Genomic DNA, 14453 nt, shown 5'->3' with positions numbered 1-14453 from the left:
TAAGTGTCGTTCATAACGAGGGATAAACGCGGAGACCTCCGAATGCGTATTTTATTGGTAGAAGACGACCCCACCACGTCGCGCAGCATCGAATTAATGCTGACCCACGCCAACCTGAATGTCTATTGCACCGATCTGGGGGAGGAGGGGATCGATCTCGCGAAGCTTTACGATTACGATCTGATCCTGCTCGACCTGAACCTGCCGGACATGAACGGGCACGAGGTGCTGCGCCAGCTTCGCCTCGCGAAGGTCGAAACGCCGATCCTGATCCTCACCGGGGCCGATGACACCGAGAACAAGATCAAGGGGTTCGGTTTCGGCGCCGACGATTACATGACGAAGCCCTTCCACCGCGAGGAACTCGTGGCGCGCATCCACGCGATCATCCGCCGCTCCAAGGGCCACGCGCAGTCGATCATCCGGACCGGCAAGATTTCGGTCAATCTCGACGCGAAGACGGTCGATGTCGAGGGCAAGTCGGTGCATCTGACCGGCAAGGAATACCAGATGCTCGAGCTTCTGAGCCTGCGCAAGGGCACGACCCTGACCAAGGAGATGTTCCTCAACCATCTCTATGGCGGCATGGACGAGCCCGAACTCAAGATCATCGACGTCTTCATCTGCAAGTTGCGCAAGAAACTCGCCGATGCGACCGAAGGCGAAAACTATATCGAGACGGTCTGGGGCCGCGGCTATGTGCTGCGCGATCCCGATCCGTCCGAGATGCAACGCCGCGTCGCCATGGGCGCCTGATTTCCCTCTGGCCGGTGATCTCCGTCACCGCTCTTTACGCCCCCTCGGCGCTTGCCTAAACCAAAGGTCAGCACGAGGGGGCCTTTTTTATGCCAGAGACGTTGACCAGCGATATCGACAAACTCACAGAAGCGCAGGCCCGCGCCGAGATGCCCGGGCTGATCGCGCGGATCGAGGCGGCCAATGCCGCCTATCACACCCATGACGCCCCCGAGATTTCGGATGCCGAATATGATGCGCTCAAGCAGCGCCTTGCCGCGATCGAGGCGAAATTCCCCGCGCTGAAGGCCGAAACCTCGCCCAGCGAGGCGGTGGGCGGCGCGCTCGCCGAAGGCTTCGGCAAGATCCGCCACGCGATCCGGATGATGAGCCTCGCGAACGCGTTCTCCGACGAGGATGTCGCCGAATTCGACGAGAGCGTGCGAAGCTTCCTTGGCCTCGGCACGGATGCGCCTCTGGCCTATACGGCCGAACCCAAGATCGACGGGCTCTCGCTCTCGCTGCGCTACGAGAAGGGCGAGCTGATCCATGCCGCGACCCGCGGCGACGGCACGGTGGGCGAGAACGTGACCGAGAACGCGCGCACGATCGGCGATATCCCGCACCGGCTCGCGGAGGCGCCGGATCTGCTCGAGGTCCGCGGCGAGGTCTATATGAGCCATGCCGATTTCGCCGCGCTCAATGCCCGGACCGAGGAAAATGGCGACAAACGTTTCGCCAACCCGCGCAATGCCGCCGCCGGTTCGCTGCGCCAGCTCGATCCGAAGGTGACCGCGGCGCGTCCGCTGAAATTCTTCGCCTATGCCTGGGGCGCGCATTCCGACCCGCTCGGCGCGACGCAGATGGAGGCGATCGCACGGCTCAACATGCTCGGCTTCCAGACCAATCCGCTCACGACGACCTGCGACGGGCTCTCCGACATGATCGCCCATTACCGCGAGATCGAAGCGCAGCGCGCGACGCTCGGCTACGATATCGACGGTGTCGTCTACAAGGTGAACGACCTCGCGCTGCAGCGCCGGCTCGGCTTTCGCTCGACCACGCCGCGTTGGGCGATCGCGCATAAATTCCCCGCCGAGCTGGCCTGGACCCGGCTCGAGGCGATCGACATTCAGGTCGGCCGCACCGGCGCGCTCTCGCCGGTCGCGCGGCTGACGCCGGTCACGGTGGGCGGCGTCGTGGTCTCGAACGCGACGCTGCATAACGAGGATTACATCGCCGGACGCGACTCGCGGGGCGAGGAGATCCGCGGCGGCAAGGATATCCGCGTGGGGGACTGGGTGCAGGTCTATCGCGCCGGCGACGTGATCCCGAAAGTCGCCGATGTGGACCTGGCACGCCGCCCCGAGGATGCGCAACCCTATGAGTTCCCGACGCACTGCCCGCGCTGCGGCTCGGATGCGATCCGCGAGGAGGGCGACGCGGTGCGCCGCTGCACCGGCGGGCTGGTCTGCCCGGCCCAGGCGGTCGAGAAGCTCAAGCATTTCGTCTCGCGCGCGGCCTTCGACATCGAGGGGATGGGCGCGAAACAGGTCGAGTCCTTCTACGAGGATGGCTGGATCCGCGAGCCTGCCGATATCTTCACCCTCGAGGCGCGCTACGGCCAGGGCATGCAACAGCTCAAGAACCGCGAGGGCTGGGGCGAGAAATCCGCGCGCAACCTCTTCGACGCGATCGCCGAGAAGCGCACCATACCGCTGCAGCGCCTGATCTTCGCGCTCGGCATCCGCCATGTCGGTGATACGAGCGCCGGACTTCTCGCGACCCATTACGCCACATGGGAAAACTTCGAAGCGGCGATGACGCGGGCCGAGATCGGGCAGGGGCCGGACTGGGAGGAGCTGCTCTCGATCGACGGCGTCGGCGAGACGCTCGCCACCTCGGTCATCACCACCTTCCATCAGGAGGCCGAGCGCGCCTCGATCGACCGGCTGACCGCGCATCTCACGGCCGAACCCGCCGAGCAGCCGAAATCCGACAGCCCGGTCTCGGGCCTGACCGTCGTCTTCACCGGCACGCTCGAGAAGATGACTCGGGCCGAGGCGAAGGCGCGGGCCGAGGCGCTTGGCGCGAAGGTCTCGGGTTCGGTCAGCGCCAAGACCGATCTGGTCGTGGCCGGACCCGGCGCGGGCTCGAAGGCGAAGAAGGCAGCCGAGCTGAACATCCGCGTCATCGACGAGGATGAATGGCTCGCGCTCGCGGGGGGCGCATGAGCACGCGGCCGCAGGAGCTTTTCGGCCTCTTCGCCGCGCTCGACAGCCTCGGGGGCATCGGGCCGAAGACGGCGAAGACCTTCGAGGGGCTCGCGATCACGCGCCCGCGCGACATGCTCTTCACGCTGCCCCATTCGGTGATCGACCGCCGCCCCGTCGTGACCGTGCAGGGCGTGCCTTCGGGCACGACCGTCACCGTCGAGGTGACGATCGGCGCCCATAGCCCCGCGCGCAAACGCGGCGCGCCTGATCGTGTCCTGTGCCATGACGCGCAGACCGATCTGACGCTGGTCTTCTTCCATGCGCGCGGCGACTGGCTGGCGCGGCAGCTGCCCAATGGCGCGCGGCGCCTCATTTCGGGCAAGCTCGAGATCTGGGACGGCATGGCGCAGATCGTGCATCCCGATTACATCGTGCCGCCCGAGGAGATCGACAGCCTGCCGCGCTTCGAGCCGGTCTATCCGCTGACCGCCGGGCTGACGCAGAAGCTGATGGCGAAGGCGGCCGAAGGTGCGCTCGCGCGATTGCCGGATCTGGCCGAATGGATCGACCCGGAGCTCAAGCGCCGCGAAGGCTGGCCCGATTGGGCCGAGGCGGTGCGCAAGGCGCACCATCCCGAGGGGCTCGCGGATATCGCCGCGACCGCGCCCGCCCGCGCCCGACTGGCCTATGACGAGCTTTTCGCCCATCAGATGACCCTCGCGCTGGCCCGTCGGCAGGCGCGGCGCAAGAAGGGGCGCGTGACGCGGGGAACGGGGGCGCTGTCGCAACAGGTGCTTGCGAGCCTTCCCTACCGCCCGACCGGCGCGCAGACCCGCGCGATCGCGGAGATCGCCGAGGATATGGGCACCGACCGCCGGATGAACCGGCTGCTGCAGGGCGATGTGGGGGCGGGCAAGACGCTCGTGGCCTTCATGGCGCTTCTGACCGCGGTCGAGGCGGGCGGGCAGGGCGTGATGATGGCGCCGACCGAGATCCTGGCGCGCCAGCATCTCGAAGGGCTCGCGCCGCTCGCCGCCGCGGCGGGCGTGCGGCTCGAGATCCTGACCGGCCGCGACAAGGGGGCGGATCGGGCGACGAAACTCGCCGACCTAGCCACGGGCGCGATCGGCATTCTCGTCGGCACCCATGCGGTTTTTCAGAAAGATGTGGAATTTCAGGATCTGCGGTTGGCCGTGATCGACGAGCAGCACCGCTTCGGCGTCTCGCAGCGGATGGAATTGGGCGCGAAGGGTGCGGCGGTGGACATCCTCGTGATGACCGCGACGCCGATCCCGCGTTCGCTGGCGCTCGCGCAATATGGCGACATGGATGTGAGCCTTCTCGACGAGAAGCCGCCCGGGCGCACGCCGGTCAAGACCGCGCTCGTCGCGATGGAGCGGATGGGCGAGGTGGTCGAGCATCTGCGCAAGGCCGTGGCCGAAGGGCGGCAGGCCTATTGGGTCTGTCCGCTGGTCGAGGAGAGCGAGCGCGTCGATCTGAGCTCGGCCACCGACCGGTTCGAAGCCCTGCGCGCGAGTCTGGGCGACAGCGTCGTGGGGCTTGTCCACGGCCAGATGCCGCCCGCCGAGAAGGATGCGGCGATGGCCGCTTTCGTGCGCGGCGAGACCCGCGTGCTGGTCGCGACCACGGTGATCGAAGTGGGCGTGAACGTGCCCAATGCCTCGATCATGGTGATCGAGCGCGCCGAGAGCTTCGGGCTCGCGCAGCTGCACCAGCTGCGCGGCCGGGTCGGGCGCGGCGCGGCGTCCTCCACCTGCCTGATGATCTACCAGCAACCCCTGAGCGAAACCGCCGAGCGGCGCCTCGCGATCCTGCGCGAGAGCGAAGACGGGTTCCGGATCGCCGAGGAAGATCTCGCGATGCGCGGGGCGGGCGACGTGATCGGGACCGCGCAATCGGGGCTGCCGCGCTTTCGCATCGCCGATCTCGAACGGCAGGCGGGGTTGATGGCCGTGGCGCAGTCGGATGCCCGCAAACTGCTTGCCGATGACCCCGACCTGACCGGCCCGCGCGGGCAGGCGGCGCGGGTTCTGTTGTGGCTGATGGAACAGGATCGCGCGATCCGTTTGATCGGCGTCAGCTGAACGTTCTCCCTTCCCGTTCCCCGATGTTCCTAAAAAGTTCTTTACTTGACGCGGGAATCGTGAGAACAAAATAGCAACAGGGTAGAAGGAGGCATCAGATGGCCCAGGACATCAAAGAGTTTCTCGCACGCAATCAACGCACGCTTCTGGCGGACGCGATCGGTGGCGTCGCACTGTGTTCCAGTTTCCTGATGGCGCTCTGGCTGCCCGGGATGTTCTGATCCCGCACCCGCTTTTTCACTGCCTCGCGCTTTCCGCTGCCGCACCTGTCCCAAATCGCGGCCTGCCTGTTCCCCAGGTCTGCCTGTCCGGAAGCGCTTCCTCGGCCGCCGCTCTGATGAGTGGCGGCCCTTTTTCAATCCGGCGCGGCAAGGGGGATCAGCAGTTCTCGAGCGCTTCGAGCGTGGCTTCGGGGGCAAGCAGGATCGAGCCGTGCCGGTTCGGATAGTCCCGCGCCGCGCTCAGCACTTCGTACTCGCCGAAGGGGGCTTGCGGTGCTGGGCCGCCCTTGAGCATCTCGGCCAGTTGATCGCGCAGGCGCTGCACCTCGTCGCGGCTGAGTCCGATCACCTGCGCGCCGAAGATCGCGGCCGAGGCCTGCCCGAGCGCACAGGCATGGACCTTCTGGCTGTAGCCGGTGATCCGCCCGTCCTTGCAGGTGATCGCCACCTCGACGGTCGATCCGCAGAGCGGCGCACGCTTGCGGGCCACCGCGTCGGGGGCGGGCAGCGGGTCGGTCGCGGGCATGTCGGCCGCCAGCGCCAGGATGCGCTGCGAGTAGAGCTTGATGAGATCGGCGTCGCTCATGTCTTTTCCCCGTGGCTCGTCCGGCCTAGATAGGATGGGATCCCAAGGAAGGAAAGAGCCGATGCCATTCGATCCCCAAAGCCTGAACTATGACGCGAACGGCCTGATCCCCGCGATCGCGCAGGATGCGCTTTCGGGCGACGTGCTGATGATGGCCTGGATGAATGCCCAGAGCATCGCGCGCACGCTCGAGACCGGGCGCGTCACCTATTGGTCGCGCTCGCGGCAATCCTTCTGGGCGAAGGGCGAGACGTCTGGGCATGTGCAGACCCTGCGCGAGATGCGGATCGATTGCGACCGCGATTGCCTGCTTCTGCTGGTGGATCAGGAGGGCCCCGCCTGCCACACCAACCGGCGTTCGTGCTTCTACACCGCTCTGCGCCAGGGCGAGGAGGTCGAGATCCTCAAGCCGATGGAGGGCTGAGAGCGGCCCTTCGGGGAGGATATTTATCTCAAGAGGAAGGAGGAAGCCCGACCATGCGGCGGATGTCGCCCGGCGTGGCACCTTCCGCGCGGTATTTCGAGATCGCCCGTGCGTCCTCGCGCTTGGCGAGACGTTTGCCGTCGCTGTCACGAATTAAATCGTGATGACAATATGTTGGGGTCGGAAGCTCAAGTAATTTCTGAAGCAGGACATGAATCTGGGTCGCCTCGAACAGATCCGCCCCGCGGGTGACATGGGTGACGCCTTGGGCGGCGTCATCGACGACCACGGAAAGATGGTAGGAGGTGCCCATCTCGCGCCGCGCCAGCACCACATCACCGACCGTGTCGATCAATGCGGTACGGGCGAGCGCGTGATGCCCAAGATGGAGATCGCAGATTTCCTCGAATTCACAATCCCTTGCGGCGCGATCCATGTTCAGGCGCAGGACCGCGTCGGGCAGGGGCTGGCCCGGAGCGCGCGCGCCTGCCTCGCGGCAGGTACCCGGATAGATCAACCCGTCCGGTCCGTAATGCGCCCCTTCCTGGGGGGCGGATGCGGCCGCCTCGATATCGCGTCTCGTGCAGGAACAGGGGAAAAGAAAACCCCCTTCCCAAAGCGTTTCAAGAGCTTGCCGGTAGATGTTCAACCGCTCGGATTGTCGTAGAGCCGGCCCGTCCCAAGTCAGTCCGAGCCAGCGCAGGTCGTCGTAAATCTGCTCTTCCCAATGCGTCCTGGCGCGGCTCTGGTCGATATCCTCGATCCTGAGCAGGAATTGCCCGCCGGCCTTGCGGGCCATGTCATGGGCGAGGATCGCGCTATAGGCATGGCCCAGATGGAGCGGGCCGGTGGGCGATGGCGCGAACCGGGTGATCACCTCAGGACTGCCCCTCAAGCCATTGGGTGAACGAGTCTTTTGCGCGATCGGTATATGCCTTGTAGCGGTCCTTGCGCCCGCGACGTCCACCCTTGGCGTCGATCGGCGGGAACAGCCCGAAATTCACGTTCATCGGCTGGAAGGTCTTGGCCTCGGCGCCGCCGGTGATGTGGGTGATCAGCGCGCCCATCGCGGTATCTGGGCCCGGAGGCGGCAATTCGCGCCCTTGCAGCTCCGCCGCGGCCATGCGCCCCGCCAAAAGCCCCATCGCGGCGCTTTCCACATAGCCCTCGACCCCGGTGATCTGCCCGGCGAACCGCAGGTTCGGATGCGATTTCAACCGCATCTGCGCATCGAGCAGCGTCGGCGAATTGATGAAGGTGTTGCGGTGGATCCCGCCCAGGCGCGCGAATTTTGCCTGTTTCAGCCCCGGAATCATCCGGAAAACATCCGCTTGCGCGCCGTACTTCATCTTGGTCTGAAAGCCGACGATATTGTAGAGTGTGCCGAGCGCATTGTCGCGGCGCAGCTGCACCACGGCATAGGCTTTCTCTTCGGGCTTATGCGCATTGGTCAGGCCCACCGGCTTCATCGGCCCGTGGCGCAGGGTTTCGCGACCGCGTTCGGCCATCACCTCGATCGGCAGGCAGCCGTCGAAATAGCCTGCGGTTTCCCCCTCGTGGAACTCGGTCTTGTCGGCGGCCAGAAGCGCGTCGATGAAGGCCTCGTATTCGTCGCGCGTCATCGGGCAGTTGATATAGGCGGTGCGTTCCTCTTCGGTCTCGCCCTTGTCGTAGCGCGACTGCCGCCAGGCAAGGTCCATGTCGATCGTCTCGGCATAGACGATGGGGGCGATCGCGTCGAAGAAGGCCAGACGGTCCTCGCCGGTCGCCTCGAGGATCGCGCGGCCCAGCCCCTCCGAGGTCAGCGGGCCGGTCGCGAAGATCCAGTTTCCGGATGAAGGAAGATCTGTAACTTCTTCTTCGACAAAGGAAATGTTTTCATGGCTGCGCAGGGTGTCGGTCACGGCCTGCGAAAACGCCTCCCGGTCCACGGCGAGCGCACCGCCCGCCGGCAGCCGGTGCTTGCGGGCCGTTTCCATGATCAACCCGTTCGCCGCGCCCATTTCCCAGTGAAGCTGGCCGACCGCATTGCGTTCGTGATCGTCCGAGCGGAACGAGTTCGAGCAGACCATCTCGGCGAAATTGCCGGTCTGGTGGGCGAAGGTTTCGACCTTGGGCCGCATCTCGTGCAGCACCACGCGGATCCCGGCATTGGCGGCCTGCCAGGCCGCTTCCGAGCCCGCCATGCCACCGCCGACGATATGGAGTTCTTCTGTCATGGCGCTCATTTAGCCCCTGTCCTGCGAATTGGAAACCCGGTGAAACGACAGGAAGGGACGCGTGCGTCCCTTCCTGCCTGCCTTGTGCTGCGCGTCGCGCCATCGGGCTTATTCGGTGCCGCCCTCGGACGCCGGGGCCTCTTCGGCCTCGCCATTGCCGTCCTCGTCGCCCTGATCGGCGATCCGCGCGACCGAGACGACCTCTTCGCCCTTGGAGGTGTTGAACACCCGCACGCCGCCGGCCGAGCGCGAGCGGAAGGAGATATCCTCCACCGGGCAGCGGATCGACTGACCCGTCGAGGTGGCGAGCATGATCTGGTCGCTCATCTCGACCGGGAAGGAGGCCACGAGCGGCCCGCCGCGCATCGCCTTGTCGATCGCGGTGACGCCCTGGCCGCCGCGTCCGCGCACCGGGTAGTCGTGGCTCGACGAGATCTTGCCCGAGCCTTTCGCGGTGATCGTCAGGATCAGGTCCTCGGCCGCCGACATCTCGGCATAGCGCTCGGGGCTCAGCTGCCCCTCGGCGACCTGCTCCTCGTCCTCGTCCACCTCGTCCTCGGTCACGCCCGCCATCAGGCGGCGCTGCTTGAGATAGGCGACGCGTTCCTCGGCGCTCGCCTCGAAATGGCGGATCACCGACATCGAGACGACGATATCGTCCGCAGCCAGCCGGATCCCGCGCACGCCGGTGGAATCGCGGCCCTTGAAGATCCGCACCTCGGGGACGGGGAAGCGGATCGCGCGGCCATTCGCGGTCACCAGCATCACGTCGTCATCCTCGGTGCAGGGCCGCACATTCACGAGGCTCACATCCTCGGGCAGCTTCATCGCGATCTTGCCGTTGCGCTTGATATTGGTGAAATCGGACAGCGCGTTGCGGCGCACCGATCCATCCGAGGTCGCGAAGAAGACCTGCGTGTTCTCCCATTCCTCCTCGGGTGCGTCGACCGGCATGATCGCCGCGATCGAGATGCCCGTCGGGATCGGCAGGATATTCACGATCGCCTTGCCCTTGGACTGGCGCGAGCCGAGCGGCAGGCGCCAGCACTTGAGGCTGTAGACCATCCCGTCGGTGGTGAAGAACAGAAGCTGGGTATGGGTGTTGGCGACGAACAGCGTGGTGACCGTGTCGTCATCCTTGAGCGCGCCGCCCGAGAGCCCCTTGCCACCGCGCTTCTGGGCGCGGAAATCGGCCAGCGGCGTGCGCTTGATATAGCCGCCCTGGGTGATCGTCACGACCATGTCCTCGCGCTCGATCAGGTCCTCGTCGTCCATATCGCCGGCCCAGTCGACGATCTCGGTCCGGCGCGGCACGGCGAACTGCTCCTTCACTTCGCGAAGCTCCTCCGCGATGATCGCCATGATCCGTTCGCGCGAGGCGAGGATGGCCAGATATTCACGGATCTTCTCGGCCAGCTGCGCCAGCTCGTCGGTGACTTCCTTCACGCCGATCTGGGTCAGGCGCTGCAGCCGCAGATCGAGGATCGCGCGGGCCTGCGCCTCCGAGAGATTGTAGGTGCCGTCGTCGTTGACCGGGTGCAGCGGGTCGTCGATCAGCTTGAGATATTCGACGATGTCATGGGCGGGCCAGCGCCGGGTCATCAGCCGCTCGCGCGCCTCGGCCGCATCGGCCGAGGAGCGGATCGTCGCGACGACCTCGTCCACATTCGACACCGCCACCGCGAGACCGCACAGGATATGGCTGCGCTCGCGCGCCTTGCGCAGATCGAAGGCCGTGCGCCGCGCCACGACTTCCTCGCGGAAGGTGATGAAGTAGCTCAGGAACTGGCGCAGGGTCAGCTGCTCGGGCTTGCCCCCGTTCAGCGCGAGCATGTTGCAGCCGAAGGAGGTCTGCATCGGCGTGAACCGGTAAAGCTGGTTGAGCACCACGTCCGGCGTCGCGTCGCGCTTGAGCTCGATCACCACGCGCACGCCGACGCGGTCGGATTCGTCGGCAATGTTCGAGATGCCCTCGAGCTTCTTTTCGCGCACGAGATCGGCGATCTTCTCGATCATCGCGGCCTTGTTCACCTGATAGGGGATCTCGTCGAGGATGATCGCGTAGCGGTCCTTGCGGATCTCCTCGACCCGGGTCTTGGCGCGGATGATGACCGAGCCGCGGCCCTCGAGATAGGCCTTGCGCGCGCCGCCCCGGCCCATGATCTGGGCGCCGGTCGGGAAATCGGGCGCGGGCACGATCTCCATCAGCGCCTCGTCCGACATGTCGGGATTGTCGATCAGCGCGAGCGTGGCGTCGCAGACCTCGCCCAGATTGTGGGGCGGGATGTTGGTGGCCATGCCGACCGCGATGCCGCCGGCGCCGTTGACGAGCATGTTGGGGAAGCGCGCCGGAAGAACCGTCGGCTCCTTCTGCTTGCCGTCATAGTTGTCCTGGAAATCGACCGTGTCCTTCTCGATATCGGCGAGAAGCGACTGCGCGGCCTTCTGCATGCGCACCTCGGTGTAGCGCATCGCCGCGGCATTGTCGCCGTCCATCGAACCGAAATTGCCCTGGCCGTCGAGAAGCGGCAGCGACATCGAGAAGGGCTGCGCCATCCGCACCAAGGCGTCGTAGATCGCCGCGTCGCCATGCGGGTGATACTGACCCATCACGTCGCCGACCGGGCGCGCCGATTTGCGATAGGGCTTGTCATGCGTGTTGCCGGTCTCGTGCATCGCGAAGAGGATGCGCCGGTGCACCGGCTTGAGACCGTCGCGCAGATCGGGGATCGCGCGGCTCACGATCACGCTCATCGCGTAATCGAGATAGGCGGTCTTCATCTCCTCGGCGATGGAGACGGTCGGGCCAAGATAGGCGGGTTTCCCCGGGCCTTCTTCTTCGGTTTCCGGCGTTTCAGGAGTGTCGGTCACGCGCGCCTCAATGCTCTAGATATTGTTGTCGACGGTTATAGAGCCCGCAAGCGGCGGGCGCAATCGCCGAAGGGCCCGAGCGTCGCGTCAGATCCCGCCGCAGGGGCGAATGCGCCGGGGCAAAGGACGCGCGGATGTCTCTTCACCTGGACCGAAATACCCCCGCCGGAGGCGGCGCGCGGGTGCCTCAGGCGGTTTCGCGCGATTTGAGATAAGCCCAGAGCCACAGGCCCGCGAGCGCGAGCGAGGCCAGCGCGTTGAGGTTCGCCATGGTGAGGCCGAACATCTCCCACGGGATCTCGTCGCAGCGCACCAGCGGCGCCTCGTTGATCTGCTTGAGCAGGTCGGCCGCGGACATCGTCGCATCCACCGCGCTCGAGGTGCAATCGGCGGGGCCGGCGAAGATCTTCCGCTCGACCCCCGAATGGTAGATCCCGAGGCCCGCGGTGGTGAGCGCGGCGATCATCCCGAGAAGCGCGCTCCAGCCCGGCAGGCGGAAGGCGAGGGTCGCGAGCCCGATCAGGGCGGCGGCGAGATGCGGCCAGCGCTGCAGCAGGCACAGATGGCAGGGCGCATAGCCCATCGCCTGGAAGCCGAGTGCCGCGGCGAGAACGAAGGCCGAGCCGGCGGCGGCGTAGCCGACAAGCATGCGGAACGAGAAGCGGTCATGCGTTTGGGTCATCAGAGATACTTCAGCAGGTAGAAGCCGCCGATCAGCAGAACGACGAACAGGATGGAGAGAAGGCCGAGCCAGCGCTCGATGAAGGTCTTGATCGGGGCGCCGAATTTCCACAGCAGCCCCGCCAGCACGAAGAAGCGCAGCGAACGCGCCACGATCGAGACGCCGAGAAACAGCGCCGGGTTGAGATGGGTGGCGCCCGAGAAGATCGTGATCACCTTGTAGGGGAAGGGGGTGACGCCCGCGACCAGCACCGCCCAGCCGCCCATCTCGTTGAACCGCGCGGCGAGCTGGTCGAAGGCCTGCGCCTTGCCGTAGAATTCCAGGATCGGCTGACCGATCAGATCCATGAACCCGTAGCCGATCAGATAACCCAGGCAGCCCCCGGCAACCGAGCCTGCGGTCGCCACCAGCGCGATGCGCCAGGCTGCCCAGGGGCGGGCGAGGATCATCGGGATCATCAGCACATCGGGCGGGATCGGGAAGACGGAGGCCTCGATGAAGGCCAAGAGCCCGAGGATCCACATCGCGTTCGGATGGCTCGCGCGGGTCATCGTCCAGTCGTAGATACGGCGGATCATGCAGGGGGCCTCGTTTTTCTGCTCGCAAGCTTCGTGCCCCTCCGATGCGCCGAGGTCAAGCGTGCAAGCGCTGTTCGCGGCCTCTGTTCACCGCGCCGTGAGGTGGCTATTCTGGCGGCAGTCCAACGGAGAGCGTGACGATGCAATGGCGCGGACGGCGTGGCAGCCGCAATATCGAGGACCGGCGCGGTGCCCGCAGGGGCGGCGGCGCGGTCCGCCTCGGGGGAGGCGGTCTCGGCATTCTCGCCGTCGTCGTCGTGGGCTATTTCCTGGGCGTCGATCTCACGCCGCTGCTCGACGGGTCGACCGGCTCCGGACCCGTGGTCTCCCAATCGCAGGAGCTGAGCGCGCGCGAGAAGGCAATGGGGGATTTCGTCTCGGTGACGCTCGCCGATACCGAGGAGGTCTGGGACGGCATCTTCCGCACCCAGCTCGGCGAGGCCTACCGGCCGGTCACGCTGGTCCTCTATAGTGGCGTCACGCGGTCGAGCTGCGGCAATGCGAGCGGGGCGACGGGGCCGTTCTACTGCCCGGGCGACCGGCGCGTCTATCTCGACACGCATTTCTTCGACACGCTTTCTCAGCAGCTTGGCGCGAAGGGCGATTTCGCCGCCGCCTATGTCGTGGCCCATGAGGTGGCCCATCACGTGCAGGACGAGCTCGGGATCCTGGGCAAGGTGAACGAGATCCGCGCGCAAAGCTCGCAGGCGCAGTCGAACGCGCTCTCGGTGCGGGTCGAGTTGCAGGCCGATTGCTTCTCGGGGATCTGGGCGCGCCATGCCGAGGATCAGATCGGGGCGATCGAGCCGGGCGATATCACTGAGGCGATGACTGCCGCGGCACGGATCGGCGATGACACGCTCCAGCGCAGTGCCGGGCGGGTTCCGATGCCCGACAGCTTCACCCATGGCAGCTCCGAGCAGCGCCAGCGCTGGTTCGAGCGCGGCTATCTGAGCGGCGATCTAAAACAATGCGATACGTTTTCGATCCGCAACCTCTGAGGGCGCTTGCCAGCGGTGCAGGCTCGCGCTAGAGGTCGCTCACTGGGCCCGAGTGGCGGAATGGTAGACGCAGCGGATTCAAAATCCGCCGCCGCAAGGCGTGTCGGTTCGAGTCCGACCTCGGGCACCAGCTTTCCCTTCGATCGAAATTCTTCGCCGCAAGTGAGCGGGACCCGCGTCCTTCGTGGTGGCGATCCGTCGGGTGGAAATGATTCGACTCGGTGGTGTCTTTTCCCGCTGAACAAAACCGGAAATGCCGGATCTTTGGTGAGGGGCTCCGAACAATCATGGCGGCAATAGGGCGAAAATTGGGCGTCGAATTGGTTCGACAGGGGAAACGGCCGTCGGTGTTCATTGTTGCGAAAACGCGAACAGACATTTCACGAATTGGTTGCATTCTGGAAATCTGGTGCGGTTTTTGCGGGTATTGCGCAACCTGGGATTGATGCGGGGGGGATGCGCCCTGAACTTGCGCGTGTAAATTCGAAACAGTGCGCGATTTCAGCCACTTCCCGGCGGAGCTTATTGCTGCTCGTTTCTCGGGCAATTGGACGGAATGGGGCGAGAAGATGGCAGAAAACGCTTCCTTTCCGCCGGGGGCGTGGGCAGATTGAGGCATGCCCTGGTGGGGGCATCCTGGCCATGGGGGTGGCCAGCGAAAAGGTTGGGCAAGACGCCTCACCGGAAGCTGCCGGATTGCGTGACGGGCCTTGGCCCATCCGCTTGATATTGCACAGCGGGCCCTTACGAGCTCGCTGCCGCTTTGCCGGCCTTCCATGTGCGCCGTCCTCTCCGTCCGTTTTCGATACCGCGCT

12 protein-coding genes and 1 tRNA gene are annotated in these 14453 nt (G+C 65.6%); 7 read left to right on the top strand and 6 right to left on the bottom strand.

Annotated features, from left to right (window positions below; all coding sequences use genetic code 11):
• Nucleotides 1-42 precede the first annotated feature (42 nt).
• From ctrA to DW2_RS20290, 4 genes are all read left to right on the top strand, one after another.
• The gene (gene ctrA, locus DW2_RS07765; protein ID WP_038145212.1) at nt 43-756 is read left to right on the top strand and encodes a response regulator transcription factor CtrA; all 714 of its coding nucleotides are present in this window, start codon (nt 43-45) and stop codon (nt 754-756) included.
• A gap of 89 nt (nt 757-845) precedes the next feature.
• Nucleotides 846-2969, top strand: a complete 2124-nt coding sequence (gene ligA / locus DW2_RS07760) for an NAD-dependent DNA ligase LigA (RefSeq protein WP_038145210.1) — start codon at nt 846-848, stop codon at nt 2967-2969.
• Nucleotides 2966-5056, top strand: coding sequence for an ATP-dependent DNA helicase RecG (gene recG / locus DW2_RS07755; protein WP_038145424.1), 2091 nt, complete (start codon nt 2966-2968; stop codon nt 5054-5056). The genes ligA and recG overlap by 4 nt, the downstream gene beginning before the upstream one ends.
• A gap of 98 nt (nt 5057-5154) precedes the next feature.
• Nucleotides 5155-5277, top strand: a complete 123-nt coding sequence (locus tag DW2_RS20290) for a hypothetical protein (protein ID WP_272944421.1) — start codon at nt 5155-5157, stop codon at nt 5275-5277.
• 157 nt (nt 5278-5434) lie between these two features.
• On the opposite strand, the gene DW2_RS07750 is transcribed toward DW2_RS20290, so the two are convergent.
• The gene (locus DW2_RS07750) at nt 5435-5863 is read right to left on the bottom strand and encodes an iron-sulfur cluster assembly scaffold protein (protein WP_038145209.1); all 429 of its coding nucleotides are present in this window, start codon (nt 5861-5863) and stop codon (nt 5435-5437) included.
• A 61-nt stretch (nt 5864-5924) separates the two neighbouring features.
• Here DW2_RS07750 and hisI point away from each other — a divergent pair, with 61 nt between their 5' ends.
• The gene (gene hisI / locus DW2_RS07745) at nt 5925-6287 is read left to right on the top strand and encodes a phosphoribosyl-AMP cyclohydrolase (protein WP_038145207.1); all 363 of its coding nucleotides are present in this window, start codon (nt 5925-5927) and stop codon (nt 6285-6287) included.
• Nucleotides 6288-6315: 28 nt separating this feature from the next.
• On the opposite strand, the gene gluQRS is transcribed toward hisI, so the two are convergent.
• From gluQRS to DW2_RS07720, 5 genes are all read right to left on the bottom strand, one after another.
• The gene (gene gluQRS / locus DW2_RS07740; RefSeq protein ID WP_038145206.1) at nt 6316-7164 is read right to left on the bottom strand and encodes a tRNA glutamyl-Q(34) synthetase GluQRS; all 849 of its coding nucleotides are present in this window, start codon (nt 7162-7164) and stop codon (nt 6316-6318) included.
• 1 nt (nt 7165) lies between these two features.
• Complete coding sequence (trmFO, locus tag DW2_RS07735; protein WP_038145422.1) at nt 7166-8506, bottom strand: methylenetetrahydrofolate--tRNA-(uracil(54)-C(5))-methyltransferase (FADH(2)-oxidizing) TrmFO; 1341 nt, start codon at nt 8504-8506, stop codon at nt 7166-7168.
• Nucleotides 8507-8614: 108 nt separating this feature from the next.
• Nucleotides 8615-11377, bottom strand: coding sequence for a DNA gyrase subunit A (gene gyrA, locus DW2_RS07730; protein ID WP_038145205.1), 2763 nt, complete (start codon nt 11375-11377; stop codon nt 8615-8617).
• A gap of 187 nt (nt 11378-11564) precedes the next feature.
• Entirely contained in the window at nt 11565-12059 is a 495-nt protein-coding gene (locus tag DW2_RS07725) for a disulfide bond formation protein B (protein WP_051855643.1), read from the bottom strand.
• Nucleotides 12059-12637, bottom strand: coding sequence for a YqaA family protein (locus DW2_RS07720; RefSeq protein WP_038145203.1), 579 nt, complete (start codon nt 12635-12637; stop codon nt 12059-12061). Before DW2_RS07720 ends, DW2_RS07725 begins: the two co-directional genes overlap by 1 nt.
• A 140-nt stretch (nt 12638-12777) precedes the next feature.
• On the opposite strand from DW2_RS07720, the gene ypfJ reads away from it, so the two are divergent.
• Nucleotides 12778-13638 carry a KPN_02809 family neutral zinc metallopeptidase gene (gene ypfJ / locus DW2_RS07715; protein WP_038145200.1) on the top strand — a complete coding sequence of 287 codons (861 nt, stop codon included), beginning with the start codon at nt 12778-12780 and terminating at the stop codon, nt 13636-13638.
• A 46-nt stretch (nt 13639-13684) separates the two neighbouring features.
• A tRNA-Leu gene (locus DW2_RS07710) sits at nt 13685-13768 on the top strand.
• Nucleotides 13769-14453: the final 685 nt, after the last annotated feature.

It is taken from the genome of Thioclava atlantica (assembly GCF_000737065.1).
In the GTDB taxonomy this organism is placed as follows: domain Bacteria; phylum Pseudomonadota; class Alphaproteobacteria; order Rhodobacterales; family Rhodobacteraceae; genus Thioclava; species Thioclava atlantica.
Note: the sequence above shows the minus strand (reverse complement) of the source record. Positions and strands in the feature narration are given on the sequence as shown.

Coding starts and splice junctions, on each gene's coding strand:
- ctrA (WP_038145212.1), top strand. CDS start 43: ATGCGTATTTTATTGGTAGAAGACGACCCCACCACGTCGCGCAGCATC.
- ligA (WP_038145210.1), top strand. CDS start 846: ATGCCAGAGACGTTGACCAGCGATATCGACAAACTCACAGAAGCGCAG.
- recG (WP_038145424.1), top strand. CDS start 2,966: ATGAGCACGCGGCCGCAGGAGCTTTTCGGCCTCTTCGCCGCGCTCGAC.
- DW2_RS20290 (WP_272944421.1), top strand. CDS start 5,155: ATGGCCCAGGACATCAAAGAGTTTCTCGCACGCAATCAACGCACGCTT.
- DW2_RS07750 (WP_038145209.1), bottom strand. CDS start 5,863: ATGAGCGACGCCGATCTCATCAAGCTCTACTCGCAGCGCATCCTGGCG.
- hisI (WP_038145207.1), top strand. CDS start 5,925: ATGCCATTCGATCCCCAAAGCCTGAACTATGACGCGAACGGCCTGATC.
- trmFO (WP_038145422.1), bottom strand. CDS start 8,506: ATGACAGAAGAACTCCATATCGTCGGCGGTGGCATGGCGGGCTCGGAA.
- DW2_RS07725 (WP_051855643.1), bottom strand. CDS start 12,059: ATGACCCAAACGCATGACCGCTTCTCGTTCCGCATGCTTGTCGGCTAC.
- DW2_RS07720 (WP_038145203.1), bottom strand. CDS start 12,637: ATGATCCGCCGTATCTACGACTGGACGATGACCCGCGCGAGCCATCCG.
- ypfJ (WP_038145200.1), top strand. CDS start 12,778: ATGCAATGGCGCGGACGGCGTGGCAGCCGCAATATCGAGGACCGGCGC.